This window comes from Alkalibacillus almallahensis (assembly GCF_011761495.1).
Taxonomy (GTDB): Bacteria; Bacillota; Bacilli; order Bacillales; family Alkalibacillaceae; genus Alkalibacillus; species Alkalibacillus almallahensis.
Genome location: NZ_JAASRU010000003.1, coordinates 125,633 through 152,160, shown reverse-complemented (window position 1 = coordinate 152,160; position 26,528 = coordinate 125,633). Strand labels below are relative to the sequence as shown.

General features: G+C 38.5%; 27 protein-coding genes and 1 pseudogene. 21 read left to right on the top strand and 7 right to left on the bottom strand.

The genetic code is table 11. From position 1 onward, the window contains the following. Window positions 1-2: 2 nt before the first annotated feature. The 6 genes from FHR85_RS04215 (at window position 3) to FHR85_RS04190 (ending at window position 5,165) form a co-directional block, all read left to right on the top strand. Complete coding sequence (locus tag FHR85_RS04215; RefSeq protein ID WP_167261417.1) at window positions 3-1,010, top strand: DctP family TRAP transporter solute-binding subunit; 1,008 nt, start codon at window positions 3-5, stop codon at window positions 1,008-1,010. Window positions 1,011-1,089: 79 nt separating this feature from the next. After that, window positions 1,090-1,545, top strand: coding sequence for a TRAP transporter small permease (locus FHR85_RS04210; protein WP_167261415.1), 456 nt, complete (start codon window positions 1,090-1,092; stop codon window positions 1,543-1,545). Further along, a complete protein-coding gene (locus FHR85_RS04205) occupies window positions 1,542-2,819 on the top strand; it encodes a TRAP transporter large permease (protein WP_167261413.1) in 1,278 nt (425 codons plus the stop codon). The genes FHR85_RS04210 and FHR85_RS04205 overlap by 4 nt, the downstream gene beginning before the upstream one ends. A 12-nt stretch (window positions 2,820-2,831) precedes the next feature. Continuing rightward, complete coding sequence (locus FHR85_RS04200) at window positions 2,832-3,596, top strand: putative hydro-lyase (protein ID WP_167261411.1); 765 nt, start codon at window positions 2,832-2,834, stop codon at window positions 3,594-3,596. A 292-nt stretch (window positions 3,597-3,888) separates the two neighbouring features. Continuing rightward, a complete protein-coding gene (locus FHR85_RS04195) occupies window positions 3,889-4,257 on the top strand; it encodes a DUF1801 domain-containing protein (protein WP_167261409.1) in 369 nt (122 codons plus the stop codon). Between the two features lie 170 nt (window positions 4,258-4,427). Continuing rightward, window positions 4,428-5,165, top strand: coding sequence for an SDR family NAD(P)-dependent oxidoreductase (locus FHR85_RS04190; RefSeq protein WP_167261407.1), 738 nt, complete (start codon window positions 4,428-4,430; stop codon window positions 5,163-5,165). A gap of 40 nt (window positions 5,166-5,205) precedes the next feature. Here FHR85_RS04190 and FHR85_RS04185 read toward each other — a convergent pair whose 3' ends face one another. Together FHR85_RS04185 and FHR85_RS04180 are read right to left on the bottom strand one after the other, a co-directional pair. After that, a complete protein-coding gene (locus FHR85_RS04185) occupies window positions 5,206-5,928 on the bottom strand; it encodes a DUF3784 domain-containing protein (RefSeq protein ID WP_167261405.1) in 723 nt (240 codons plus the stop codon). A gap of 23 nt (window positions 5,929-5,951) precedes the next feature. After that, window positions 5,952-6,389 (bottom strand): NUDIX hydrolase, encoded by a 438-nt coding sequence (locus tag FHR85_RS04180; protein ID WP_167261403.1) that lies wholly within the window; start codon window positions 6,387-6,389, stop codon window positions 5,952-5,954. 216 nt (window positions 6,390-6,605) lie between these two features. On the opposite strand from FHR85_RS04180, the gene FHR85_RS04175 reads away from it, so the two are divergent. Next, window positions 6,606-6,779 carry a hypothetical protein gene (locus tag FHR85_RS04175; protein WP_167261401.1) on the top strand — a complete coding sequence of 58 codons (174 nt, stop codon included), beginning with the start codon at window positions 6,606-6,608 and terminating at the stop codon, window positions 6,777-6,779. A gap of 231 nt (window positions 6,780-7,010) precedes the next feature. Here FHR85_RS04175 and FHR85_RS04170 read toward each other — a convergent pair. Further along, window positions 7,011-7,484 (bottom strand): annotated as a pseudogene (locus tag FHR85_RS04170) (histidine phosphatase family protein); the annotation flags it as partial. A 614-nt stretch (window positions 7,485-8,098) separates the two neighbouring features. On the opposite strand from FHR85_RS04170, the gene FHR85_RS04165 reads away from it, so the two are divergent. Continuing rightward, window positions 8,099-9,196 (top strand): C40 family peptidase, encoded by a 1,098-nt coding sequence (locus FHR85_RS04165; protein WP_167261399.1) that lies wholly within the window; start codon window positions 8,099-8,101, stop codon window positions 9,194-9,196. Window positions 9,197-9,260: 64 nt separating this feature from the next. Here the strand turns inward: FHR85_RS04165 and FHR85_RS04160 are convergent, their stop codons facing one another. Next, a complete protein-coding gene (locus tag FHR85_RS04160) occupies window positions 9,261-10,154 on the bottom strand; it encodes a fructose bisphosphate aldolase (protein WP_167261397.1) in 894 nt (297 codons plus the stop codon). Between the two features lie 251 nt (window positions 10,155-10,405). Between FHR85_RS04160 and FHR85_RS04155 the strand changes: the two genes are divergently transcribed. The 3 genes from FHR85_RS04155 to FHR85_RS04145 are packed head-to-tail and all read left to right on the top strand — an operon-like array spanning window position 10,406 to window position 13,379. Next, window positions 10,406-11,362 carry an ABC transporter ATP-binding protein gene (locus FHR85_RS04155; protein WP_167261395.1) on the top strand — a complete coding sequence of 319 codons (957 nt, stop codon included), beginning with the start codon at window positions 10,406-10,408 and terminating at the stop codon, window positions 11,360-11,362. Then, window positions 11,355-12,875 carry an ABC transporter permease/substrate-binding protein gene (locus FHR85_RS04150; RefSeq protein ID WP_167261393.1) on the top strand — a complete coding sequence of 507 codons (1,521 nt, stop codon included), beginning with the start codon at window positions 11,355-11,357 and terminating at the stop codon, window positions 12,873-12,875. Before FHR85_RS04155 ends, FHR85_RS04150 begins: the two co-directional genes overlap by 8 nt. A gap of 12 nt (window positions 12,876-12,887) precedes the next feature. Beyond that, on the top strand, window positions 12,888-13,379 hold the full coding sequence (locus FHR85_RS04145; protein WP_167261391.1) for a cupin domain-containing protein: 492 nt from the start codon (window positions 12,888-12,890) through the stop codon (window positions 13,377-13,379). Window positions 13,380-13,509: 130 nt separating this feature from the next. Here the strand turns inward: FHR85_RS04145 and FHR85_RS04140 are convergent, their stop codons facing one another. Beyond that, entirely contained in the window at window positions 13,510-14,028 is a 519-nt protein-coding gene (locus tag FHR85_RS04140; protein ID WP_167261389.1) for a DinB family protein, read from the bottom strand. 231 nt (window positions 14,029-14,259) lie between these two features. Here FHR85_RS04140 and FHR85_RS04135 point away from each other — a divergent pair, with 231 nt between their 5' ends. From FHR85_RS04135 to ectB, 8 genes are all read left to right on the top strand, one after another. Next, entirely contained in the window at window positions 14,260-15,765 is a 1,506-nt protein-coding gene (locus tag FHR85_RS04135) for a malate:quinone oxidoreductase (protein WP_341770928.1), read from the top strand. A 139-nt stretch (window positions 15,766-15,904) separates the two neighbouring features. Further along, entirely contained in the window at window positions 15,905-16,099 is a 195-nt protein-coding gene (locus tag FHR85_RS14600; RefSeq protein WP_424923976.1) for a hypothetical protein, read from the top strand. A gap of 72 nt (window positions 16,100-16,171) precedes the next feature. Next, a complete protein-coding gene (locus FHR85_RS04130; RefSeq protein ID WP_167261385.1) occupies window positions 16,172-16,921 on the top strand; it encodes an ATP-binding cassette domain-containing protein in 750 nt (249 codons plus the stop codon). Beyond that, a complete protein-coding gene (locus tag FHR85_RS04125; RefSeq protein WP_167261545.1) occupies window positions 16,914-17,576 on the top strand; it encodes an ABC transporter permease subunit in 663 nt (220 codons plus the stop codon). Before FHR85_RS04130 ends, FHR85_RS04125 begins: the two co-directional genes overlap by 8 nt. Before the next feature lie 13 nt (window positions 17,577-17,589). Further along, window positions 17,590-18,459 carry a MetQ/NlpA family ABC transporter substrate-binding protein gene (locus FHR85_RS04120; protein WP_167261383.1) on the top strand — a complete coding sequence of 290 codons (870 nt, stop codon included), beginning with the start codon at window positions 17,590-17,592 and terminating at the stop codon, window positions 18,457-18,459. Window positions 18,460-18,618: 159 nt separating this feature from the next. After that, the gene (locus FHR85_RS04115; RefSeq protein WP_243864147.1) at window positions 18,619-19,317 is read left to right on the top strand and encodes a PliI family lysozyme inhibitor of I-type lysozyme; all 699 of its coding nucleotides are present in this window, start codon (window positions 18,619-18,621) and stop codon (window positions 19,315-19,317) included. 228 nt (window positions 19,318-19,545) lie between these two features. Next, complete coding sequence (ectA, locus tag FHR85_RS04110; RefSeq protein ID WP_167261379.1) at window positions 19,546-20,103, top strand: diaminobutyrate acetyltransferase; 558 nt, start codon at window positions 19,546-19,548, stop codon at window positions 20,101-20,103. A gap of 78 nt (window positions 20,104-20,181) precedes the next feature. Continuing rightward, window positions 20,182-21,459 (top strand): diaminobutyrate--2-oxoglutarate transaminase, encoded by a 1,278-nt coding sequence (gene ectB / locus FHR85_RS04105; RefSeq protein ID WP_341770927.1) that lies wholly within the window; start codon window positions 20,182-20,184, stop codon window positions 21,457-21,459. A gap of 62 nt (window positions 21,460-21,521) precedes the next feature. On the opposite strand, the gene FHR85_RS04100 is transcribed toward ectB, so the two are convergent. Continuing rightward, complete coding sequence (locus FHR85_RS04100; RefSeq protein ID WP_167261377.1) at window positions 21,522-22,412, bottom strand: MerR family transcriptional regulator; 891 nt, start codon at window positions 22,410-22,412, stop codon at window positions 21,522-21,524. Between the two features lie 162 nt (window positions 22,413-22,574). After that, window positions 22,575-23,207 carry an NUDIX hydrolase gene (locus FHR85_RS04095; protein WP_167261375.1) on the bottom strand — a complete coding sequence of 211 codons (633 nt, stop codon included), beginning with the start codon at window positions 23,205-23,207 and terminating at the stop codon, window positions 22,575-22,577. A 386-nt stretch (window positions 23,208-23,593) separates the two neighbouring features. Here FHR85_RS04095 and FHR85_RS04090 point away from each other — a divergent pair, with 386 nt between their 5' ends. Both FHR85_RS04090 and FHR85_RS04085 read left to right on the top strand, forming a co-directional pair. Next, complete coding sequence (locus tag FHR85_RS04090; protein WP_167261373.1) at window positions 23,594-25,228, top strand: BCCT family transporter; 1,635 nt, start codon at window positions 23,594-23,596, stop codon at window positions 25,226-25,228. Window positions 25,229-25,477: 249 nt separating this feature from the next. Then, window positions 25,478-26,524 (top strand): SDR family oxidoreductase, encoded by a 1,047-nt coding sequence (locus FHR85_RS04085; protein ID WP_167261371.1) that lies wholly within the window; start codon window positions 25,478-25,480, stop codon window positions 26,522-26,524. The last annotated feature ends 4 nt before the right edge of the window (window positions 26,525-26,528 follow it).

Below are 26,528 nucleotides of genomic sequence, written 5' to 3'. Positions count from 1 at the left end.
AAATGAAGAAAGTACTTTTATTGTTATTATCAACAACTTTATTGATCATGGTTGCCTGCGGAAGCGGCGGTGAATCGGAATCTGGGTCTGGTGATGGAGAATCAACTAGTATTAAACTAGCGCATTCGGGTTCTGAATCGCATCAGTATCAAATAGCTGCCGAAAAGTTTAAAGAGCTAGTTGAGGAAAAAACTGATGGTAGCGTTACGATTGAAATTCATGGAAATGCGACATTAGGTAGTGAAGGTGAAGCAGTTGAACAAGTGATGGATGGTTCAGTGGGTATGACGACAGTCGCTGCGGATAGTTCATTTGCCAATACAGTTGAAGAAATGAATGTTTTTGGTATCCCTTACTTGTTTGAGAACGAGGAGCATGTTTATAGCGTTTTAGACGGTGAAATCGGACAAGATTTATTGGATAAAACTTCAGAGTATGACATGAAAGGGTTAGGCTACTGGGAAGTAGGATTCAGACATTTAACGAACAATAAACGTGAAATTAATCAGCCTGAAGATGTAGAGGGCTTGAAGATACGTGTTCAACCTTCAGACGTTTGGGAAGAGCATATGTCAGCTTTAGGTGCTGAACCGACACCAGTTGATTTCAATGAATTATACTCTGCATTAGACCAAGGTGTAGTGGATGGACAAGAGAACCCATTACCGACTATTGATTCGATGAAATTCTATGAAGTACAGGATCATGTTGCTTTAACGTCTCATACTTATTCACCAGCAATCGTGGTTATGAATCAAGGCGTATTTGATGGTCTAAGTGATGAGCAACAAACAGCAGTCCAAGAAGCTGTGACAGAAACAACAGAATATCACAGAGAGACATTAGCTGAAAAAGAAGATGAGATTAAACAAAAGCTTAAGGATAATGGTGTCACGATTACTGAACCAAATCGTGAAGCATTCCGTGAAGCAACACAAGATGTAAAAGAAGCTGTATCAGACAGAGTTCCTGAGGATCTAATTAACCGTATTGAAGAAGCTCGTAACTAATGAACTGAACTAGCTCCTACCAATTGAAAGCTAGGAGCTAGTTTCTTATCTTAATTGTTAATGAAATGAGGTGTTTCTATTGCTTAACAAAATAGATACCTTAATCTATCGACTTGTAGAAGTCATAGTTGCTATTACATTATCGACAACTGTGGTTGTGACGTTTCTACAAGTTTTGTTTCGCAAAGTCATCCAACAACCTTTGAGTTGGTCGCAAGAAGTCCTGATGATTTCGTTCGTTTATAGTATTCTGTTTGGTGCTGCATTGTTAATTTATAATAGTGGCCATCTGACAGTTGATTTATTTGAGGAAGCAAAAGGTATAACGATTAAAGTATTAAAAGTGTTGGAGTTTGTCTTAGTTGGATTTACGATTATCTTTTTGATTATTTATGGAATTCAACTGGTACAAGACAATTTAGAATCGGGTCAAACATTAGGGTTTTTAGACATTCAAAAAGCTTATGTTTATTTAGCTTTACCAGTCAGTGCCATCTTAATGTTTTACTTCCATGTTAGGAAGGTGTTCAAATGATTTGGCTTGTTGTATTATTATTTGCCCTTATACTACTTAGAATACCAATTGCTTTCTCGCTAATATTTGTATCGATTATAGGTATATTATTCAGTAGTCCAGATTTACTAATTAATGTACCTCGCAATGTGTTTAATGGGATTGACCAATTCACATTAGTCGCCATTCCATTGTTTGTTCTGGCTGGAGAGTTAATGACAAAAGGCGGCATTTCGAAACGCTTGATCAACTTCTCTAAAACAATTGTCGGTCCATTACCTGGTGGACTAGCAATGGTTGTGATTATAACTAGCGTTTTCTTTGCTGCATTAACAGGTACAGCCATAGCTGCAGCAGCAGCTATTGGTGGTATGATGATTCCGGAGATGAAGAAAGATGGTTATGATCTGCGGTTCTCATCAAGTCTAGTAGCATCAGCTGCAACGATTGGTCCTATTATACCGCCGAGTATTGTACTCATCTTGTACGGAGTAATGGCCAATGAATCTATCGGTGATTTATTCATTGCGGGTGTTATTCCTGGATTGCTAATGGGATTAGGGTTGATGGTCTATAGTTATTTCGTAGGTAAGAAGTATAACTATAGAGCCAGTGAGACTCGGGCTTCTTTAGGGGAAGTATTACATGGATTCAAACATGCTATTCTTGCGCTTATGATGCCTGTCATTATTATAGGCGGTATTGTTTCAGGTATGTTCACGGCAACAGAATCAGGTGTGATTGCGGTTGTGTATGCTGTGATTATCGGCATGTTTGTATACAGGGAAATTTCGCTTAAAGACCTAAAACCGATTTTATTACAAACGGCCAAAACAACGTCTGCTATTGTTTTCTTAATTGGCGGAGCATCTCTATTTATTTGGTTCTTATCATTTAACCAAATTCCACAACAATTAATCAGTGCATTAGGAGTTGTCGCAGACAATCCGATTTTATTATTACTATTAATTAATGTCATATTGCTATTGGCAGGAACCTTTATTGATACGATTAGTGCGGTTTCTATTTTTACACCATTATTATTGCCGCTCGTGGAACAAGCAGGTATAGACCCACTGCATTTTGGTATTATTTTGGCAGTCAACTTAACCATCGGTATGGTAACGCCACCACTGGGTGTATGTTTATTCGTGACATCATCCATTGCAGAAATTGGTGTGCCTAAGATGTTTAAGTTTCTCTTTCCACAAGTCGCGATATTAATCGTTGTCTTGTTGGTGATCACTTATATCCCAGATGTCATTTTGTTCCCGGTCGAGTTATTTAACAATTAGAGGTGTTGAGTGATGCGAAATCCTAAAGAAATGAGAGACTTGTTTCGTAAGAACGAGCGTGTGATGACAACGAGTGATTTGTGTCCACATTATTTACAAACGAATCTCATCTCATTACCTTATGAGTATGCGTTTGACTTCTTGTTGTTTTGCAAACGAAACCCGAAAGCTTGTCCATTAATCGAGGTGCTTGAACCTGGTCAAGTAGAGCCGGTTACAGCACCTGGTGCAGATATCAGAAGTGATGTGCCGAAATATCGTATCTATGAAAACGGTCATTTTTCAAAAGAAGTGCTTAACCTTCATGATGATTGGGACAAATCATTTGTGACGTTTTTGATAGGATGTAGTTTCACATTTGAAAAGGCTTTGGTAGAACAAGGGATTCAGTTATTGCATCAAGAGCAACAGAGGGTCATACCGATGTACCGAACGACGATCCCGTGTCAGTCTGCTGGAAGGTTTGCGGGGAACCTAGTTGTTAGTATGCGGCCTTTAAAACCAAGTGAAGTCGATCAAGCTGTTGATATTACGAGCAAATTTGAGACTTCGCACGGTTCGCCCGTTCATATTGGAGACCCCGCTGAGATAGGGATTGAAGATATTAATCACCCAGATTACGGAGAATCAGTAGATTTTGAAGATGACAGAGTGCCAGTGTTTTGGGCTTGTGGTGTGACACCTCAGAATGTATTAGAAAAAACGGGTATTTCAATATTCGTAAGTCATGCCCCAGGGCATATGTTTATTACAGATAGCGTCGAACAATATAGATAAGAAAGCCATTAATTTAAACTAGAACGCTTTTCTACTGAGAAGGTGTTCTAGTTTTTTTATGACCAGTAACCATTCTACCAGTTACTAATCACCGAAATGATAATAATCGCGAGAATGAGAATGATCATACAACCAGGACTGCCAAAGAATCCACGGTCAAACGTGTCATTTGGATTCTGGTTATCAAACATAACGAGCCTCCTAACTCAAGTTACCGTTTACTTTTATGTATTCATTATATATGATAAAGGAAATAGTTAGAAGTTTTTGAGATTAATTGGGGGGACTTTTTGTGGAAGTGTTTCAAGAATACCTTGAAAAAATCGATGATCCTAATCAAAAGGAACGAATGGAAACAGTGCTGAATTGGGTGAAGCAGACATTCCCGCAACTAGAACCAGTGGTCAAGTGGAATCAGCCAATGTTCCAAGATCATGGGACGTTTATTATCGCATTCAGTATGGCAAAACATCATATGTCTATCGCACCTGAACGTGTGGCGCTTGAGCAATTTCTTGATGAAATAAAAGAATCGGGTTATGAGACGACGAAAGAGTTGCTTAAAATCAAATGGAAAGAACAGGTTGATTATCAATTACTAGAGAAGATAATCACATTTAATATTGAGGATAAAAAACATTATACAAAGTTTTGGCGGTAGAACAGTTTATCTAGGACAAATTTTTTATGTTTTTTAGACATTTTCGTAAAAAGTGTCTATGTAACCAACACTCTACGAAGCTTTGATGATTGTCGCTGTGTGTGAACTTGTTATAATTAAAGTGTAAGGATTATTACAATTATGAAAGTTTTCATAAGGAGGAATTGTCCATGGGTAAACTACAAGACAAAGTGGCGTTTATTACAGGTGGTGCATCAGGTATTGGTGCTGAATCGGCGCGTTTATTTGCGAAAGAAGGGGCTAAAATCGTCATTGCTGATTTAGATGATGAGAAGGGTCAAGCTGTCGTGGATGAGTTAAAAGGAAATGGTACTGAAGCGGCATTTCATCAAGTGAATACAACGAAGGAAGATCAAGTTGTAGCAGCTTTTGACGATGCTGCGAAAGCATTTGGTCAAATTGATATCGTGTTTAACAATGCAGGTATTGGTTCACAAGGCCCATCACATGAACTAGACTACGACGATTGGCGTAAGACAGTCAGCGTCGATTTAGATGGCGTCTTTTTAGTAGCGCGTGAAGGTATTCGCAAAATGCGTGAAACAGGTGGCGGCACAATCGTGAATACAGCGTCTATGTACGGCCATATTGGTGCTCCACAAACAGCTGCTTACAATGCAGCAAAAGGTGGCGTCGTTAACCTTACTCGTTCATTAGGTGTTGAATATGCTGAAGAAAACATTCGCGTAAATGCTCTCTGTCCAGGCTTTATTGATACACCAATTTTACCGCCAGAGAGTCGCGAAACATTAGCAGAAGCAACTCCAGTTAAACGTCTCGGACAACCAGAAGAAATCGCTAAGTCAGTTTTATTCCTAGCAAGCGATGATTCTTCCTTCATGACAGGCGCCAGTTTAATCGTCGACGGTGGCGTGACAGCGCAATAAATGAGATTCAACCATTCCTCAGTATCATGGGGAATGGTTTTTAATTTAAAGAATTGTACCATTCTCGAACAGTCTTTTCGTTCTCATGATTAATAAATAGTTGCTCATTTTCAGTAGATACATAAAGAATAGGTTTGTGATCGCCTCTTAGAAATAGTCTTGCAGATCCGTATTGATCGACATGAAAATGGCCTTTTGCTAAGTTTTGAATCGCAAAACCATTTGTTCGAATCAATACCTCTGGCATGTCCTCGAGCAACCGCACTTCTTCGATATCTGATTGAGCCCATTCGACTCCATATAATCCAGAAACGGTGAACTGTTCTTCAGTGATGGTGACTTGATTTGGTTGAAATGACCAAATGGTGAGGCCTATAATACCAACGATAAACACGACAGCGATACTTCCCGTGATCCAGTAACCTCGCTTGCGTTTCGATTCAATTTCGTAACGTTGAATCCAAACAATCCCGATTAAACTGTATAACAATAATATGGAGAACCCAATTTCCATGCCATATGGTATAGGAAAAAAGCCGACAATGAACGTCGCGAGTAAAATGATGAAGGTATGTAATAAATAGCGTTTAATCGCATCCGTATATCCGTTCTGGATCAGTTGCTGTTGTTCTTCTTGTGAGCGATTCGCAAATCCATTGATTAGTGTGAAATCGTTTCGTTTATAAACGAGAAACGTTAAACCACCCATAATGATTAAGGTAAAGCCCATAGCGATACTATAAATAATTATACCTTGTGACACGGTCGACCACCTCTTAAGTTATTTTATTGAAAACCGACAATATCAAATGAACGTTCATTCCGATAATTATTTATTGCTCGTTTGATATAAGGAATCGTATTGTCTGGCAACTGATTGATAGGGTGCCATGATAGTTCATCACATTTGTGTGGCTCCATGTTTGTGATCTCGCCTTCCCAATTATCAGCCGTTAAGAAAAAGTCAATTCGCTCGTCATCTGACTGGCGATGCATCACCCCAACCATGGAAAAGTGGTCATAAGGAACTGTGACGCCACCTTCTTCTAACACTTCTCGTTGCGCAGCTTGAATGACGTCTTCGCCACCATCTAAATGCCCAGCTAGCACACTGTAGTTCCCATCTTGATAACCTGTGTTATAACGTCTTAGTAACAGCACGTGCCCATCCTGAATTAAAAATACATGAACAGCTGCAAGTAACGTAAAACGGTTTTTACTCATGAATATCACCTCTTACTACATTTTAACATGACGTTTTCATTAGGAATGGTAGAAAATGAAGGGGATTTTTGTGCCTAACTAGAATATCGCTTTATGTGGTAAAATATATTGTATTGAACTAAATAGGTATTCGACTACTGAAAACTTAGCGCGTAATAACAAACAAGTAAAGATAAGCGTATATTGTTAGTTAACGAACATGAGGGAGGAATAATGTTGGAATGGCTCGCGGTGCCGTTAATAGTTGCATTTTCTCTAATTTATTATGCCCATAAGAATAAATTGAATCATAAGCAGAAATTAAGGGAAATTGATTTGGAAGAGAAACAAATAGAGTTAGAAGTGCTGAAAGAAAAAAATGGTTCAAATACAGATAAAAAAGATGAATAAATAGATTCATAATGTGATCTTCAATTTAATAAGAGTACCATGTTCAAAGACAAAAACTTGGGCTATCCCAAGTTTTTTTGGTATGTAAATTGTATTGTTAGTTCTCTTTGCGAAAAAGATTGATAGTTGAACGGTATTTTAAGTTTTTTCTAGTTACCAGAACTACTTATTTACATGATGATTTAATACTCACTTCTCTTCAATAAACGCCCCTCTGTTAGTAAAATAGAGTTAGTCCCACAATCTGTGTACAAATTGAAGTTCTGTACCTAAAAAACCTAATTTATATATATCAGGCTTAGAAGTATTTTTCCAGAAATCATATCCATAATCCTGATTGAAATAATTTATAATAATCGTCATCACATTTCCGTGTGTTCCTATAATAATGCTCTTACCTTTGTGCTCATACAAGAGGTCTTTTATTATAGGTAAAGCTCTATGTTGTACATCTTTTACAGACTCCCCTCCAGTTAAAGAGTAATCATAGTTTTCATATGATTTTTTAATAGATTGCTTTCTTTCTACTTCTGGCAATTTATAAGAACCTTTTAACTTTCTTTCTTTTAATGCCTCAAATACTTTAATGTCAATATTTTTATTACTTGCGATACCTTCAATTGTTTGAATCGCCCTGGTATAAGGACTTGAAACAATTAAGTCGATCTCTTTGTCATTCATTATTTCAGCTAATCTTTTTGAATCTTCTTCCCCTTGTTAAGAAAGTTTTCTTGTTCGTTCTTGTCCAAATACAAAAGGTGATTCTGCATGTCTAACCATATAAATTATGGTTTCCATTCTTTTAACCCTCCTTTACTTCAAGCTATCTTTTTCCTTTTAAGTTCACTAAGATACTTGGAAAAAGTGATACGGTAAGTTCAGTAAAAGATATTAATAGTCCAATGACATTTGATGTTAAATTAGTGCTATATTCCAAATAAGGATGCTGATATTTCTATTAATGATAAAATATTCTCTCTAATAATAAAACATTATTATCCCACATAACGGCACATATTTATTGAATAAGGTACTTTAAATTATTTTACCGTATATTAATTATCGTATAATTCTATCAATAAATTTTACAATTTGGATTGCAAAAAGCATTAAATTTTTAGGTAACGTCTTTTTATTAAGCTCAAATAGGTTTAATGATTGTTCAATAGAGATTTATTATGATTCATAAGTTGTGAATATGCACCATCTAGCTATCTCTTGAAATTAGGCCTTTATAAAGATTGTATTAATCTATTGATATAGTATAATGGAACTCAAAAGATGTCGAATTATCTGAAATCTTAAAAGGTGGTGTATGGATGGTCAACAAGAAAATAGTTGCTTCTTTTACAGTGGGGGCTGCTTTTGCGTCTACTGTTGTATTTGCGAGTGAAGCGGAAGCCTCTACATACGAGGTGCAATCAGGTGACTCATTATGGAACATAGCGCGGGATTACAATGTTAGTGTACAAGTGTTAAAGGATATGAATGATCTAGACTCGAATATTATTCATCCTAATCAAACGCTAAAAACGAGTGAAGAGTCTTCTAATCAGTCAAATGACAATGATGTCGAATTGGTTACTGACTCACAGGATGATCAGGAAGAAGGTACTAGTTCTGCTCAACATCATACGGTTGAACGTGGTGATACGTTAGGTGCTATTTCGAGTCAATATGGTATCTCGCTTCGTGATCTAATGGATTGGAATGATTTAGAAACGACGCTAATTTATCCTGGTGATCAATTGAAGGTTAACGAATCAAGCAATCAAGGAAGCTCCTCGAATGAAAGTTCTGATCAAAATGAGTCAAATAATGATTCTAATGACAGTCAGTCTAGTAACAACGGTTCAGCAACGACTTATACGGTGAAGTCAGGTGATACACTTGGTCAGATTGCAGGAGAATATGGCGTCACGGTTGCCAACCTGAAATCTAGGAACAATCTATCGTCTCACCTCATCTATGTAGACCAAACATTAGATGTGAAAGGCGTGGATAGCCAACCATCTGAGAATACGAGCGAACAGGAGAAGCCTTCTAGTGTCGATTACAATGTTTCGAAGTTAGTTAATGTTGCGACTGATATGGAAGGTGTAGGCTATCAATGGGCAGGCAACAGTCCGAGTGGTTTTGATTGTAGCGGCTTTATTCAATATGCTTATAATCAAGCTGGTAAAGACCTTCAACGCCATTCGAGTGATGGTTATTATGACCGTTCGCATTATGTTGATGAACCTAAGATTGGTGATTTAGTTTTCTTTGAAGATACTTATAAGTCAGGTATTTCTCATGTTGGTATTTACTTAGGCGATAATGAGTTTATCCATGCTGGTTCTGGTGGCGTAGAGATTACAAGTTTAGACAATAGCTACTGGAGTAGGCATTTTGCGGATTTCAAACGTTTCTATTAAGGTGAAAACATATGACTAATAAAAAGGAAGCCATCATAAGAATGGCTTCCTTTTTTAATAGCTTTTATTTGTTTTTATTAACTGACGCATCATAAATGGAATTAACCGCTGCTTGTAGAGCGTCGTTGAATTGTTCTTTTGTTTGGTTGACGTTTAGTTCTGTTACAAGTGCGCGAGAGAAGCTTGCGATTAAACCGACATGGTCTTTAAGACGGTTGTTCGCTTCGTCGCGTGAATAACCACCTGATAGCGCAACAACACGCACGACGTTTGGATGATCGATTAGTTCTTTGTAATGGTTTGGTACTTCTGGGATTGTTAGCTTAAGCATCACGTATTGATCGTCATTAAGTGCGTTTAGATGTTTAAGAATTTCGTCTTTAAGAATCTCTTCGCTCTTCAATTTATCAGAACTATTAATGTCGACTTCAGGTTCGATAATTGGAACTAAGTCAGCTTCAATAATTTGTTTACCGACTTCGAATTGTTGGTCAACAACAGCTTTGATTGCTTCTTCATTTGGTTCATGAACGACAGAACGCATTTTCGTACCGAAGATATTGCGCTCATTGGCACGACGAAGTGTATCGTCTAAGTCATGAATTGGTTTCATGAGCTGTACGCCGTTCTCTTTGTCAGCTAGTCCTTTGTCGACTTTTAAGAAAGGAACGATGCCTTGGCTAGCTAGGTAGTCAGCTGTGTATTGACCTTCGATTTCGCGGTCCATTGTCTGTTCGAAAAGAATAGCACCAAGGATTTGCTCTGTGTTAAAAGCTGGTGATGTGATAATACGAGTACGCATTTGGTGTACTAAATCGAACATCTCATCTTCGTTTGAATATTGATCTTCTGTGACGCCATATCCTGCAAGTGCTTTAGGTGTACTGCCACCACTTTGGTCAAGTGCTGCAATAAACCCTTGCCCGTTTTTCATTTTGTCAAAATGCTTTTGATTCATGTTATTCACTCCTAAAATACATAATCTTGACTCACGTACTTTCATTTTAACATTGAATAGCTTGAAATGGTACGAGTAAGCTACGAACTTTCGGCATTTTTTCGTAATTTTATTGTATCATTGTTTGCTTTAGACAAAAAATAGCATGTTTCATAGTATTTGAATGGGATTAATCATCATTTCTTGTTATGATAATAAAGTAGTTATAATTTTATGACAATACAAGGTGTTTACTGAAGGGGGACGGGCGATTGATTACGTTTGAACATGTATCTAAGCAATTTGAAGATGGTACATTGGCTGTTGATGAAATGAACTTCTCTATTGAGAAGGGTGAATTTTTTGTTTTGATTGGTCCGAGTGGTTGTGGCAAAACAACCTCACTTAAAATGATGAATCGGCTTATTCCATTGACGGAGGGGACGATTTTTGTCGATGGGAAGCGAATCAGTGATTATGATATTAATGAACTTCGTTGGAATATGGGTTATGTTTTACAACAAATTGCACTATTCCCTCATATGACGATAGAAGAAAATATTTCAGTAGTCCCTGAGTTGAAGCAGTGGAATAAGGGTGATATCCAGTCTCGTGTAACGGAGTTATTACAGATGGTGGGATTACATCCTGAAACGTATCGCTATCGTTATCCCCATGAATTATCAGGTGGTGAACAACAACGTGTCGGGGTGATAAGAGCACTTGCGGCGGATCCTGATGTGATTTTAATGGATGAACCTTTTAGTGCGCTTGATCCCATCAGTCGAGAGAAGTTGCAAGATGACTTGATCGAGTTACGTAATCAAATTAATAAGACGATTATTTTCGTGACGCATGATATTGAGGAAGCAATGAAGTTGGGTGATCGAATTTGCCTGATGCAGGAAGGTCAAATGGTGCAATTAGGAACACCACATGAATTATTGACTAATCCAGAGAATGATTTTGTTAGGCAGTTTGTGGGAGCGCCAGAAGGGCTTGAAGTTGGCTTTGACTTGCGCAATATGATTGAACCTGTTGAGTTAAACGGCGAACCCTCTCATGTGATTGATGTGGATGCGACGTTAGAAGAAACGTTGAGCGCATTATCACAGGATGAGTCTATTTATGTACAAGACGAGCAAGATGTTATCGGTTTAGTTAATCGCCAACATATGATTGACTACGTGGCTTCATCCTTGAATGAAGGAGGAGAACGTCATGTCTGAATTGTGGAATGTATTTCAAAATAGGCAAGGTGAGTTGTGGCAGGCATTAATCGAACATATTCAAATTTCGCTTATTGCTTTGTTTTTCGCCGTGTTAATTGCGGTGCCACTAGGAATTTATTTAACACGAAAAGGGCGTATCGCTGAGCCGATTATTGGTGTAGCGGCCGTAGCGCAAACAGTGCCTTCATTAGCATTACTTGGTTTGTTTATTCCGTTGTTTGGCATTGGGAAAGTACCAGCTGTAATTGCTTTAGTTCTGTACGCATTATTACCGGTGTTGCGTAATACATATACCGGGATTTTGGAAGTGGATCGTTCATTAATAGAAGCGGCGACAGCCATGGGGATGAATACGAAGAAACGGCTAATGAAAGTCGAACTTCCTATTGCGTTACCCGTTATTATGGCTGGTATTCGTACTTCAATGGTTCTAATTGTTGGGACGACAACAATTGCGGCTTTAATTGGAGCAGGCGGTTTAGGTGACTTAATCTTGCTCGGGATTGATCGTAATGATACTGCGTTGATTGTTTTAGGAGCGATTCCAGCGGCGTTACTAGCTTTACTTTTCGATCGTTTATTACGCAAAATGGAAACTTTATCATTCAAACAGTCGATTATTACTATGATTGTGATTGTATTAATTTCGCTATTATTTATCGTCGTACCATATGTGACAGGCCAAGATGACGATACGATCGTGATTGGTGGTAAGCTTGGTACTGAACCAGAGATTTTAATTAATATGTACGAGTTATTAATTGAAGAAGATACTGATTTGAATGTTGAACTTGAAACAGGTTTAGGAAAAACATCATTTGTATTTAATGCTCTAGAAACGGGCAGTATTGATGTGTATCCAGAATTCACGGGTACGGCGTTGTCGCAGTTCTTAGATGAAACAGCTGAAAGTAATGACGCTCAAGTTGTTTATAATCAAGCACGTGCTGGTTTGTTAGAAGAGTATAATATGCACTTTTTAGAACCGATGGCGTTTAACAATACGTATACGCTGGCGACGACGCAAGAGTTTGCGGATGAATATAATTTAGAAACAATTTCTGATCTGCAATCGGTAGAAAATGAGATTGAAGCTGGGTTTACACTAGAATTTAGTGACCGACAAGATGGTTATCTCGGGATTCAAGATGTATATGGTTTAGAATTCCCTGATGTTACCACGATGGAGCCTCAACTTCGATATACAGCAATTGAAGAAGGCGATATCAATTTAATGGACGCGTATGCGACAGACGGCGAACTGCGACGTTATAACCTCGTCGTGTTAGAAGACGATCAAAACTTATTCCCGCCATATCAGGGAGCGCCGTTATTGCGTGCGGAAACACTGGACGAACATCCAGAATTAGAAGAAGTCTTAAATCAACTTGGAGGTAAGATTTCTGGTGATCAAATGCGAGAAATGAACTACCAAGTCGGAGCGGAAGGACGAGCAGCAGAAGAGGTTGCCCGCGAATATTTAGTTGAAGAAGGATTGTTAGATGAGTAAGGAGGTCGTGATATGAAACAATCAGTCCAAACGATTATTGATCAACTCGGATTAGAGCCTCACCCAGAAGGGGGCTTTTTCCGAGGGACGTATCAATCAGATTTGACGACAGATGCAAGTGGTGCGGATAGATCGTTATATACGAGCATTTATTTCTTATTGCGGTCACAAGACGTTTCTCATTTTCACCGCTTACAATCAGATGAACTCTGGTATTTTCATGGTGGAAGCCCACTGTATGTGTACACGATTAGTCCAGATGGCGAGTATCAAAAGCATAAACTCGGTTTGGATTTGGAGAATGGGGAAACGCCACAGTTATTAGTACCGAAACACACGATTTTCGGTTCGTCAGTCGTGGAAGATGATACGTATTCGCTTGTTGGCTGTATGGTCGCACCAGGGTTTGATTTTGCGGATTTTGAATTGTTTGATGAAGCGGATTTGTTGGAGCAGTATCCGGAGCATGAAGATGTGATTAAGTGGTTAACGCCGGACAATTAAAGATATGAAAAACACCAGAACGGTGCCTGATTAATGTATCGTTCTGGTGTTTTTATTAAGAAGACTGTATATTGATCAACTTTTACAAACAAATGTCTATTGTTATTCTATTTAATAGATAAAAAGCTTATCAGTTTTTCGGAAGCATACGTTTGATCATTCTAATTTGACCACGATGACTGATTTCATCCTCAAATACGTGGAACCACAGGAAGTAATTATTATAAGGAACTCCATTTTCCCATTTCTTTTCCTCGTATAACCAATCATCGTTTAACTCTTTGAAGCGTGTTAAAGTTTTCTCTCTGACTTTAGATAATTCATCAATATAATAATTGATAGTATTTTTATTAATTGTTTTTCTAGCATCATCACCAAGCACTAATGCAGACTTCCATTTTTTCAGTTCTGCTTCATTAATATCTCGGTTTTCAAAAGATATAACCTGATGTACAAATTCAATTGAGGCGATATGAAGCAAAAGCGAACCTATAGTATTGGAGCTTTCCTCTACCAAATAATCCAAATCTTTTTCACTAAGATCCTTTATTTCTTGCAATGTAACTGCTCTTGTATGCTCTAACATCGATGCAAGTTCACCAATCTTTGGAGAGAAGTCTCCAATGTTTTTAATCCGATAATCAATCATACAATTACCTCCCATCAAGTCTATATAAAGGTTATCAATAAATGGAAAAAAGTAAAGCCTGATATTTTATGGAAAATGATGTTATGATGTAGTTAGATTCTACTTCCAATACGAAACAATGAATCGACATTTCGAGCAAAAAATCAATCTTACTTTTAAATCAATAGTAACTATTATATAATAGATTGAGAGAGAGTATTACTATTAAATAAAAACTACAAGTATAGGAAGATTGACATGAGTGATGAACAAAATAATACAGACGTCATCCTAATTGGTGCAGGCATCATGAGTGCGACATTAGGCACAATGTTAAAAGAACTTGCGCCAGACTGGAATATTAGAGTGTTCGAACAATTGGATAAACCAGGTGATGAAAGCTCGAACGAATGGAATAATGCAGGAACAGGTCATGCAGCATTATGTGAGTTGAATTATACGAAGGAACAAGCTGATGGATCAGTTGATATTCAGAAGGCCATTAATATCAATGAGCAGTTCCAGGTGTCTAAGCAGTTCTGGTCTTATCTCGTTAATCGTCAGTTATTAGAAGATCCACAAGAATTTATAATGCCACTTCCCCATATGAGTATGGTGCGTGGTCGCGATAATATTGAATTCTTACGGAAACGTTATGAAAAAATGTCGAACCATCCATTGTTTGATACGATGGAGTTTTCTGAGGATCCAGAGCAATTAAAAGAATGGTTCCCACTTATCTTAAATGGTCGTCAAGATCAGGAACCAATGGCCGCGACGAAGATTGACGGTGGCACGGATGTAAATTTTGGTGCCTTAACGCGTAAGTTGTTTGATCATCTCACGGATCAGGGCGTTGATGTCCAATATAATCAGAACGTCGATGATCTGACTCAAAATGCGGATGGTTCTTGGGATGTGAAAGTTCGTCATCTAAGATCAGGTGATATCCAACATCATTATGCGAAATTCGTGTTTATTGGTGCAGGTGGCGGAAGTCTGCATTTATTACAAAAGTCTGGTATTCCTGAAAGTAAAGGGATTGGTGGTTTTCCTGTTAGTGGGTTGTTTATGGTTTGTAACAATCCAGATGTGATCGAAAAGCATCAGGCGAAAGTGTACGGGAAAGCCCCTGTTGGTGCGCCGCCTATGTCAGTGCCTCATCTTGATACACGTTATATTGATGGTAAGAAGACGTTGTTATTTGGTCCGTTTGCTGGATTCTCACCGCGCTTCTTAAAAACAGGTGCTTTAAGTGATTTAATGACATCCGTACGTCCAAGCAATATGTTTACGATGTTGTCAGCGGGTGCTAAGGAAATGGGCTTAACGAAATATTTAGTCTCCCAAGTGATGCAATCGAAAGAACAGCGCATGGAGACATTGAGGGAGTTTGTTCCTGAAGCGAAAAGTGAGGACTGGGACATTGTGGTAGCTGGTCAGCGCGTTCAGGTGATTAAAGACACTGAAGAAGGCGGCAAAGGTACACTCCAATTCGGAACAGAAGTCGTCAGTTCAAGTGATGGAACGATTTCAGCTTTATTAGGTGCATCACCTGGTGCTTCAACAGCCGTGAATGTCATGCTGGAAATTATGGAAAATTGTTTCCCAGATTACATGGATGAATGGAAACCTAAACTTCAAGAAATGATCCCGTCGTACGGTTCAGAGTTGCGCAATGATACAGAGTTGATTCGTCAAGTACATGAGACGACTGATGAGACACTTGGTTTAAGTGAAAAACCAGTTCATCAATAGTTAAACTCAAAATCCCCTTACGTATTGCCTGTGCGTAAGGGGTTTTTGTTTGAACTTTTCATTTATAAGATAAATCCGCTAATTTATGAGATAAATTGCTTTAGTTTTGATTTTAAATGGTGAAGCACTGAGTTGTTGAATTGTGAGAAGCGAAGGTGGCGACTCCTGCGGGAATAGCACGTGTCTCGAGACCCCGCAGGAAGTGCTTTTCTTCCGAGGAGGCTCGAGCCGTGCCCGCGGAAAGCGTCCACCGATAGCGGATCACAATTCAACAACGGACTTTAATAAAGCCAAAAATTTAGCGCGGTGGTCTATTAAAGTTACTGTTAACTAATGACAATAATATGGACGTAAGTTATAATAAAGTAGTTCTCAATCACCTTTCATCTAAGAAAGGGGTTTTTTTGTGATTACATTACATAATGTCAGCAAACAGTTCGAATCGTTCGAAGCGATAAAGAACGTCTCTTTAAGTATTAAATCAGGCGAAATCTATGGCATTATTGGCGCTAGCGGAGCAGGCAAATCGACATTAATTCGTATGATGAATTATATCGAAAAGCCAGACGAAGGTAGTGTGGTCATTGATGGTGAAGCGTTAGATCAAGTGAAGCATAAACGAATTCGTCACATCCGTCAGTCGTTAGCCATGGTCTTCCAAGGGTACAATCTCGTTGGAAACAAAACGGTTTACGACAATGTCGCTGTGCCGCTTGAATTGTCTAAAGTGCCTAGGCGAGATCGTGCGGAACGCGTATTAGAAAGTTTACGGTTTGTTGGTTTAGAAACATTAAAAAACCAATATCCTGGTCAGTTAAGTGGTGGGCAGAAGCAACGGGTGGCCATTGCACGCGCATTAGTAAATAATCCGAGTGTGCTCTTATGTGATGAACCGACATCCTCATTGGATCCGAATACAACCGCAGAAGTACTCGAGGTCTTGAAGCGGATTAATGAGCGATTAGGTGTCACTATTGTAATCGTCAGTCATGAGATGGAGGTTATTAAAAGTCTTTGTCAACGTGTCACGGTAATGGCAGATGGTAAAGTATACGACACAGTTGAGAATAACCCAACAGGCGTACACCATATGGAGCATAGTGCAGAAGGATTTGTAAAACGGCTACGTTCAGGTGGTGACGCAAATGATTCCTGATGTTTTAGTCGAGTATCAAAGCGAAATTTGGGTTTCCATTGGCGAAACCTTTGTTTTGGTAGGGTTTGCGATTTTAGCGGCCCTATTAGTAGGTCTTCCAATCGGAACATTTCTATTTCTGTGTCGTAAAGGCCAGCTGCTCGAAAATCAGTTTGTGTTCTCATCACTTAATTTAATTGTAAATCTAATTCGCTCTTTTCCGTTTCTATTACTGGTCATATTTATAATTCCATTCACACGATTTGTTATGGGAACGGCAATTGGAACGGTAGCTGCGACTTTACCCATGATGATTATTGCGATGGCACATTATTCCCGTCTAGTGGAGCAGTCACTGCTTGATGTGCCAAAGGGTGTCATGGAAGCGGCCGTATCGATGGGTGCGTCAATTAAGGATATCATTTTTAAATTTCTATATGTTGAAGCAAGGTCAGCACTTGTATTAAGTATGACGACATCGACGATCAGCTTTATATCATATTCAACGATTATGGGTGTTGTTGGTGGTGGCGGTATTGGTGATTTCGCCATTCGTTATGGCTACCAACAATTTCGCACTGATTTGATGATTTATGTCATTATTATTATTTTAGTATTCGTTCAATTCATCCAATACGCTGGCATTACGTTAGCTCGAAAAATTGATAAACGATAAAGGGGAGTTTCTAATGAAAAAATGGTTATTAATCATGATGGTTACCCTTGTGACAGTATTAGTTGCATGTGGTGGCAGTGATGATGGTGAAAATGCAGAGGAATCAACGGATGAGTCCTCAGAAGAATCAAATGAAAGTGAAAGCAGTAGCAGTGAAGGTGAGACACAAACATTGCGTGTGGCAGCTGTTGAATCACCTATGACAGATGTTGTTGAGATTGCAAAAGAAAACTTAGCTGAAGAAAATATTGAAGTTGAAGTTGTTGAAATGGGTGACTATATTCAGCCGAACGAAGCACTTGCGAATGAAGAAATTGATGCTAACTTTTCTCAGCACGTTCCGTTTATGAAACAATATAATAACAATCAAGACGCTAATTTAACTGAAGTTCAACCGATTTATTTCGCGAATTTTGGTCTTTATGCGAAAGAATATGATAGTCTAGAAGCTCTTCCGGATGATGCGACGATTGGGATTGCGAATGATCCATCCAATATTGATCGTTCCCTTCGATTATTAGCAGCTCATGACCTGATCGAAATGAAGGATACAGACAGTGAACAATATGGATTAGATGATGTTAAAGAAGATTCACATAACTACAGCTTTGAGCAAGCAGGTATTGCGGCTTTAGCTCGTTTGTATGAAGATGTTGATGGGGTTATCTTGAACCCAACGCATGCTGGCAATATTGACTTAACACCAGCAGATGACGCTCTAGTAACGGAAACAGAAGATAGTAAATTCGCGATTACATTAGTTGCGCGTGAAGATAATGCTGACTCAGAACTTATTCAACAATTAGCTGAGGCGATGACGAATGAAGAAGTGCGTGAATTCTTAGAATCTCGTGAAGGTGGCGCATCAGTTCCAGCATTTTAATATAATCATGCTTAAAGGTCCCTCTAGCATATAGTGATGCTAGAGGGATTTTTTTGTTTTCAAAAATGGTGACATCACATTTGCATTATTTTCTGCAATGCCCATTCAATTCTGGGTCATCAAATTTGAAAATCTTATATTAAAAAAGGAGCGATGAGTATGCAATATGAAGTAGCAACAATGGTTTATGGGGACGTGACAGGTGACGGCGTGTTTGACGTTGTAATCGTGTGGGGCTGGCATAAGACTAATACACCCTATTGGGAGGGGTTAACTCTTGATGTTCAAAATGGAGTTACAGGTGAGATAGCTCGGCAGCCTCTCAGTCAACCTGAGGGTTATGATCCAAGTATTTGGCTTGGCGATGTAACAGGTGATGGTGTCGATGATATTGTATTAACGATTCAAACAGGAGGCAGTGGTGCCACAATTAATGCTTATGTTTTTCAATATGAGCCTCAGCGCCTAGCAACGTTATTTGATAGTGAACAATTTCAGAATCAATACGCTTATCAAGTTAACTATCAGGATCAATATCTTGTGCATGTTTTAAGTCAGAGTAACCAAGAGCTTTATAGTATAGATTTATCGTTGCGACCTAGTGAGTATTTAGATGAGATTTATGATCAAGAGGGTGTACTGCTTGAGCCGATTGATGGATGGGTCAATCCAATGAGTGGGCTGTATCCAGTCGATTTTGATGGCGATGGTGTGTACGAACTAATGATTCTCCAACGAATTGCTGGTCGTTATAATGCTGATGCGATTGGTTATGTTCAAACCGTCCTAGCTTGGCAGAACAATTATTTTGAACTTAATCAACAATATGTAGAAGTATTTGGTCAATCGAATGCTTAATTCACTGCAAATCTTTAATCCTTTAATGTTTCACCTCAAGACATTCCATAAAGCGAATTTTCGAAAAAATCATTAAATCTTGAATAATTCTAAGCAATCGAAACAATATCGTAGCATTTATTAAGTTCCTAACTCTTAGTTTGGCTCATCACGAATAAGCTTGTTGAATGATGATTAATCAAGCTTAAACCTGTTTGATAAAAAATGGTGTGCTCGTTATGATTAATTATGGAAACAATCGTTAACCAAAAATTGAAAGGAGTCGTTACCATTAACACTCAAACAGCTACTTTGAACCCGGCAGATACACTGGTGCTTGAGAAGCCAAGTGTTGAAGATGGGTCAGCTATGTGGGAACTTGTTAACAACTCGTCTTTAGATCAGAACTCAGCATACAAATACATTATGATGTGTGAACACTTCGCTGAGACATGTGTCGTAGCGAAGGAAGAAGGCAAAGTGGTAGGCTTTGTCACCGCATTTATACCTCCAGAAAGGCAAGATGTCGTGTTCGTTTGGCAAATTGGCGTCGATTCATCACAGCGTGGAAAAGGACTGGCGTCGAAAATATTAAACGAACTGTTTGATCGTGATGCTTGCCGTGATGTCCGCTATTTAGAAGCCACGGTTACTCCAACTAATGAAGCATCCCAAGCTTTATTTAAGAAATTCGCAAAAGAACATGATACGACTTGTGAAGTATCAGAATGCTTTCCAAAAGAATTATTCCCGAGCGATGAACATGAAGCGGAATTAAGCTTTTTGATCGGGCCAATCGAAAAATAAGCTAACTTTGATCGTTCGTTCGGTGAAATATTATATATACCAATATACCCGCAGGGGTAATTTTAGGGGGATTTGATTGTGACACGTACAGATATGAACATTTTTGAAAAATACGAATCAGAGGTGCGCAGTTATTGCCGTAGTTTTCCGACGGTTTTTCATGAAGCTAAAGGTTCTAAAATGTGGGATGAACAAGGAAGAGAATATATTGACTTTTTCTCAGGTGCTGGTGCATTGAATTACGGTCATAATGATGAGCATATGAAAGATGCTTTGATTGATTACATTAAACAAGACGGCATTACACATTCATTGGATAAAGCAACGACTGCAAAAGGTCAATTTATTGAAGCATTTAATGACATCATTTTAAAGCCGCGTAAAATGGATTATAAGATGATGTTCCCAGGTCCGACTGGTACAAATGCTGTAGAGAGTGCCTTAAAACTAGCACGTAAGGTAACAGGCCGCACTGATGTCATTAGTTTTACGAACGGTTTTCACGGTATGACAATTGGTTCACTGTCAGTGACAGGTAATGCGATGAAGCGTAAAGGTGCAGGTGTGCCACTTGAGCACGCTGTAACAATGCCATATGATCGTTTCATAAGTGAAGACTTAGAGACATTAGAATATTTAGAGCGTTTCTTAGAAAACGGTGGTAGTGGCGTTGATATTCCAGCGGCGATGATCGTCGAAACAGTGCAAGGTGAAGGCGGTATTAACGCAGCGCGCTTTAAATGGTTGAAGAAATTAGATGAGATTTGTAAACGTTGGGATATTCTCTTAATCGTTGATGATATTCAAGCAGGAATTGGGCGTACAGGCACATTCTTCAGTTTTGAAGAAGCAGGAATTGACCCTGATATTGTCTGCTTATCGAAATCATTAAGTGGTTACGGCTTACCACTAGCGATTATGTTAAGCAAGCCTGAACTTGATATTTGGCAACCTGGTGAACACAATGGAACTTTCCGTGGTAATAATCATGCGTTTGTGACAGCAACAGCCGCACTTGATTATTGGAAAGATGACCAATTCGAAGCATCGATTAAACAAAAGGTTGATGTGACACATGAATTCTTACATCGCCTTGTTAAAGAATATCCAGAATTAAAAGGGACGGTAAAAGGTCGAGGCTTAATGGTTGGTATTGCATGCGAAGATGAAGGCATGGCAGAAAAAGTGGCAGCTAAAGCCTTTGAACTCGGACTAATCATGGAGACAGCTGGTGCGAATGATGAAGTATTTAAGTTATTCCCAGCCATGACAATTAGTGAAGATGAATTGAAGCAGGGTCTAGCGATTATTGAAGAAAGCGTGAAGACGCTAGTGAAAGAACCTGTATTAAATTAAATCATAGACCTGTATTAAACTAAATATTAGAGTAAAGTCTGACGTACAACTAAATGGTTGCGTCAGACTTTTTTTATGGTTTGTTGAAACCAGGTATCCCAGGACTTCTGATTTAAATGGTGAAGACGATCGGATGAAAGTGGCATGGTATTAGAAGAGATGCCAGCACCACCTATTGCTATTTCCAGTTCTGGATCATGATGAATAAATTCCTCGAGTCCCTCTTTTAATTTACTGAGTTGCTCATCATCAGGGTACGTAAGAGAAGTCACGATTAATTTAATGTCATTTGACTCAAGCACATGTGTGACATGGTCTAATGGTGTATTTGCCCCTAAGTAAAGTACTTCCATCCCTTGTTTTCGTAAAAATAAACTGAACATAAGTAAGCCAATATGATGGAGTTCGTGTTCAGGTGTAAAAGCAAGGGCTTTTGGTAGTGAATGATCAATAGGCAATATTCGTAAAAATTCTGTACATCGTTGCATGATGAATTCAGAAGCAAAATGTTCTTGAGCAACGGACAATGCGCCTTTCTCCCATTCATCTCCGATCCGATGTAAAATCGGCACAAAGATATGATGGAGGACATCTTCATAATCGTATTGAGAAAAAGCAAGGTTGATGGTGTCATTAGCTTCTTTTGTATTGAACTGTGTTAGATGGTTATAAAGCTTGTAAATCGTATCAGAATATTGACTGTTTTGAGTGTTATAAACAGGCGTTATCTCACCATCTTGTTCTTCCCATAACCTTACTGCATCACTAATTTTATATTTTTCAAATTCGGTTTTATATTTAAGCCATTTTAACAACTGTACATCTTCGTCACTGTATATTCGATGCCCACCTTCACTTCTAGAAGGTGAGACAATATGATAACGGTTTTCCCAGGCACGAATGGTGACTGTTTGGATTCCAGTTAACTCTGCTACTTTTTTAATGGAGTACATAATTTCTCACCTCATATTTATTATACATAAATTATACAACATAAGGCAAAATAAATATCTGATGAGGTGTATTTAATATTTGGAACGCGTATGACATTAGGGATTATATCAATCCTATATTTAATTTGTGACCTTAAATACCTTTTTTATAATGATTGCAGATCAAGTCTCTGCTGAGGTCAAGATATGGATGAATTCTTTCAATATCCTTGCTGTAAGCCCCCAAATCACTCGATTTTGGTAATAATAAAAATGTTCTTCAATTTGAAAAGTTTGTTTCGTATAATGTGACTGATTTGGCACATCGCTTATTGGAAACGCCTCGTCGGGTTCGATCGCCATGTTCATATAATGAATAGTTGGCTCGTTTTGTAAAAAGAAGTGAAGAGGAACAGTAAAAACATCGTCAACTTCACCAGGATTAAGCTCAAATGATGACTCAGACGTATTTGTTAATAGGCCAACATAAACATGTACGGTTAATCCAAAGGGTGTCTGTATCCAGCCGAGTGATTGGGTATAAAGAAGCCTATCTTGGTCAACTCCCAGTTCTTCATTAAGTTCACGTAAAGCAGCCTCATTCGTGTTGTCATCATCTTCATCTACTCGTCCCCCAGGAAAGCAAATCTCACCTGGTTGAGTTCTCATGGTTTTGGAACGGACTTCAAAGAGTATATGCAAACCATCATTTTTTTCAATAAGTGGCAAAATGACAGCTGACTCACGTGGTTTATGTGGACCTAATGATGTGGGTTGGTGATGTTTTAGAATATGATGAATATTGTCTGCTTGCATGACAATCCCCTTTCTTCCTGTTACTTCTAGCATAACGGATTCATAATTAGTTTGCATGAATTTTGATATGAAATCAGATGGTGTCGAATTACTTAACAAATTATCGAATGAGTGAGAATTTCACCGTTGAATGATGTTGACAATAGTTGAGCGATGTCAGGTTGGGTTGTTTAAAATTTTTCTTTATGTTAAGGTTTTGAACGTATGTCGCTAGTATACCATCAAAATATTGGTCAAGGATTCCCTAGTATGTGAACAGTGCAATTATTTATAAAAGAAATGTTTTATAACATTAATTAGGGGTATATCAATATGTATATCATACTTGAAGTGACATATTAGGTAATCCATTGACACCAGACGAAATTTAATAAGGAGGAGAGTTTATGTCAGCGAAACCAAAAGGAATTACATCCTTTAGTAAAGCTGTCAAAACACCAACATTTTTAATTTCAATCACAATAGGTTTGTTATTTGTTTTGGCAGGGTCATTTTTACCTGATTTTGATACTTATATTACTGCTGCTTATGAATGGATCATCGAATATCTTGGTTGGTCATTCATTTTAGGCGCGAGTGCTTTTATTATTGTGACCGTATTCCTAATTTTAAGTCCATTAGGTGAAATTAAGTTGGGTGAAGATGAGGAAAAGCCGATGTATTCAACACCAGCGTGGTTTGCAATGCTATTCAGTGCTGGTATGGGTATTGGTTTACTTTTCTGGGGTGCATCTGAACCGATTAATCACTATGATTGGCCGGCAAGCGGCGGTGAAGGTGGTACAGCTGCAGCACTTCATGATGCGCTTCAATATTCATTCTTCCATTGGGGCTTACATCCATGGGCGATTTATGCAGTTGTAGCATTATCACTAGCGTATTTCTCTTACCGTAAAAACTTACCGATGCTATTGAGCTCAGCGCTAGAGCCATTAATTGGTCGTGACAACTTAAATGGTTTTTGGGGTAATACAGTTAATATTATCGGTGTGTTCTCAACACTATTCGGTATTTCGACATCACTCGGTTTAGGTGTTATGCAAATCGGTGGTGGTTTTGAACGCTTATTTGGTATTCCAAATGAAACAGGTCTTTGGATGGTTATTATTGCAGTTGTGACAACATTAGCCATTCTTTCAACGACTACAGGTATAGATAAAGGGATTAAGTGGTTAAGTCAGGCTAACTTAGGTGTTGCCGGCATGCTACTAGTGTTCGTCTTTATCTTAGGTCCAACATTATTCATTTTGGAAGCAATGACACATAGTACGGGTGGTTATTTACAAAACCTATTCTCTATGTCATTCGGAATTGATGCAGCCGGAGAAGGTGCAGATGGCTGGTATGATGCTTGGACGATTTTCTACTGGGCATGGTGGATTGCTTGGGCACCATTCGTAGGTTCCTTTATTGCCCGTGTCTCTAGAGGTCGTACAATTCGTAGCTTTGCAATTGGTGTTATGTTAGTACCAACGGCTGTCAGTATTTTCTGGTTCAGTGTCTTTGGTGGTACAGCACTATATAACGAGCACTTTACAAATAATAGTATTATGGATGCCGTCATGGAAGATGAGGCACAAGGGTTCTTTGCAATGCTAGAAGGCTTCCCTTTCTCGTCAGTGTTAATCGTGATTGCGATGATCTCGTTAACGGTATTCTTTATTACGTCATCTGACTCCGGTACGTATGTCATTGGTATGTTAACGTCTAAGGGTAACATGAACCCACCAATCGGCTTACGTATTACTTGGGGTATTATTGAAGGTTTATTCGCTGCTGTACTATTAGCAGCAGGCGGACTCGAAGCCTTACAAACAGCCTCCTTAATTGGTGGCTTCCCATTCATGATTATCATGTTCCTGATGATGTACAGCTTGATATATGCCCTGTATCAAGAACTCGATGATGGTTCATTACCACGTGAACGTCAACGTATTTATCAAGCACTTGAAGACCTTAGTGACGAAAATAAAGTTGCTGATGACGTCATTACAGATGAATACGAGCAAAACAATAATTAATTGAATCTAACACTTTAACCTCTCAGCTATTGCTGGGAGGTTAATTTTATTGGTTAGACTTTTAGGATATGTATCAGGGTTCTTGATTAAAAAGCGAAATAGAACGATTAGAAATGAAAGATCATGGTGGTTTGTTATATAATAGAAATGAGTTCAAGATTATTTATTGATCACGGTAGATTTTTGTCGATTAACCATATACACTATGACTAGAGATTGACAGCAATAAAGGAAGGTATGAGCGCATTTATGAATATTTTAATTACGGGAGCGACTGGATTTTTAGGGACACAATTAACACAGAAACTCGTTAATGATCGTCACCATGTCTATTTATTAGTTCGTAACCGACAAAAACTCGAACCCCTCTATCAATCACTTACAGATGAACAACAAGAGTTAGTACACGTCGTCGAAGGGGATTTGTTACAAGAAGAGCTTGGTATAACACCTGAAAAGAAAGCAACTTTACTTGGACAAATCGATGCGCTATATCATACAGCAGCTTATTTATCATTTGATGAGGCGGAGCGAGACCTTGTATTTGATATAAATTTACATGGAACTAAACGAGCATTGGCTTTTGCGAAATCGATTGGGGTCAAGACGTTCATCCATGTGAGTACGGCCTATACTCTAGGTGAGGCAACAACAGGTTATGAAACGCTTCATCCAACAGACGGAGCTTTCGTCAATACGTATGAAGAAAGTAAGTGTTTTGCTGAGCATGAAGTGATGGCAGAACAAGACAATCTTAAGACAATGATTGTAAGACCCGCTATTATTATTGGCAATTCTCAATCAGGCGAAGCTGATACAACGTTTGGTTTATATGGCATTTTACGAACCGTCTATTTATTGAAAAAGCGAGCTCAACGGAAATCAGATGACCATATTTTCCACTTGTTAATAGAAGAAGACACTGTTTCAAATTTGGTACCGGTCGATTTTGTCATCGGGGTACTCTATGCGAGTCTAACGCATGGCCAAGCAGGAACGATTTATCATGCGACAAACCCCAATCCCCCGACAAATGGTGAAATATTCACAGCCATTAAAGAGGGCATGGATTTTGATCAAGTTAAGATTGTGTCTTATGACGAAAAAGATGAATTGTCAGAAGAAGAGCAACGTCTTAATCAACCGTTAGAAGTGTTTAAGCAATATTTAAACCGATCAATCACATTTGATCGTACGAATGTTAAAGCCTTATTAAATCAGACGAATCAAAAGGATTTAAATATGGATCATGACATGTTACTGCGAATTGTTGATGGATTTTTAGAAGATCTATAAAGCT

What these genes read in the sequence shown, in the direction of transcription:
- FHR85_RS04215 (WP_167261417.1), top strand. Translation starts at nt 3, where the DNA reads ATGAAGAAAGTACTTTTATTGTTATTATCAACAACTTTATTGATCATG.
- FHR85_RS04205 (WP_167261413.1), top strand. Translation starts at nt 1,542, where the DNA reads ATGATTTGGCTTGTTGTATTATTATTTGCCCTTATACTACTTAGAATA.
- FHR85_RS04200 (WP_167261411.1), top strand. Translation starts at nt 2,832, where the DNA reads ATGCGAAATCCTAAAGAAATGAGAGACTTGTTTCGTAAGAACGAGCGT.
- FHR85_RS04190 (WP_167261407.1), top strand. Translation starts at nt 4,428, where the DNA reads ATGGGTAAACTACAAGACAAAGTGGCGTTTATTACAGGTGGTGCATCA.
- FHR85_RS04180 (WP_167261403.1), bottom strand. Translation starts at nt 6,389, where the DNA reads ATGAGTAAAAACCGTTTTACGTTACTTGCAGCTGTTCATGTATTTTTA.
- FHR85_RS04165 (WP_167261399.1), top strand. Translation starts at nt 8,099, where the DNA reads ATGGTCAACAAGAAAATAGTTGCTTCTTTTACAGTGGGGGCTGCTTTT.
- FHR85_RS04160 (WP_167261397.1), bottom strand. Translation starts at nt 10,154, where the DNA reads ATGAATCAAAAGCATTTTGACAAAATGAAAAACGGGCAAGGGTTTATT.
- FHR85_RS04150 (WP_167261393.1), top strand. Translation starts at nt 11,355, where the DNA reads ATGTCTGAATTGTGGAATGTATTTCAAAATAGGCAAGGTGAGTTGTGG.
- FHR85_RS04145 (WP_167261391.1), top strand. Translation starts at nt 12,888, where the DNA reads ATGAAACAATCAGTCCAAACGATTATTGATCAACTCGGATTAGAGCCT.
- FHR85_RS04140 (WP_167261389.1), bottom strand. Translation starts at nt 14,028, where the DNA reads ATGATTGATTATCGGATTAAAAACATTGGAGACTTCTCTCCAAAGATT.
- FHR85_RS04120 (WP_167261383.1), top strand. Translation starts at nt 17,590, where the DNA reads ATGAAAAAATGGTTATTAATCATGATGGTTACCCTTGTGACAGTATTA.
- FHR85_RS04115 (WP_243864147.1), top strand. Translation starts at nt 18,619, where the DNA reads ATGCAATATGAAGTAGCAACAATGGTTTATGGGGACGTGACAGGTGAC.
- ectA (WP_167261379.1), top strand. Translation starts at nt 19,546, where the DNA reads ATGGAAACAATCGTTAACCAAAAATTGAAAGGAGTCGTTACCATTAAC.
- FHR85_RS04100 (WP_167261377.1), bottom strand. Translation starts at nt 22,412, where the DNA reads ATGTACTCCATTAAAAAAGTAGCAGAGTTAACTGGAATCCAAACAGTC.
- FHR85_RS04095 (WP_167261375.1), bottom strand. Translation starts at nt 23,207, where the DNA reads ATGCAAGCAGACAATATTCATCATATTCTAAAACATCACCAACCCACA.
- FHR85_RS04090 (WP_167261373.1), top strand. Translation starts at nt 23,594, where the DNA reads ATGTCAGCGAAACCAAAAGGAATTACATCCTTTAGTAAAGCTGTCAAA.
- FHR85_RS04085 (WP_167261371.1), top strand. Translation starts at nt 25,478, where the DNA reads ATGAATATTTTAATTACGGGAGCGACTGGATTTTTAGGGACACAATTA.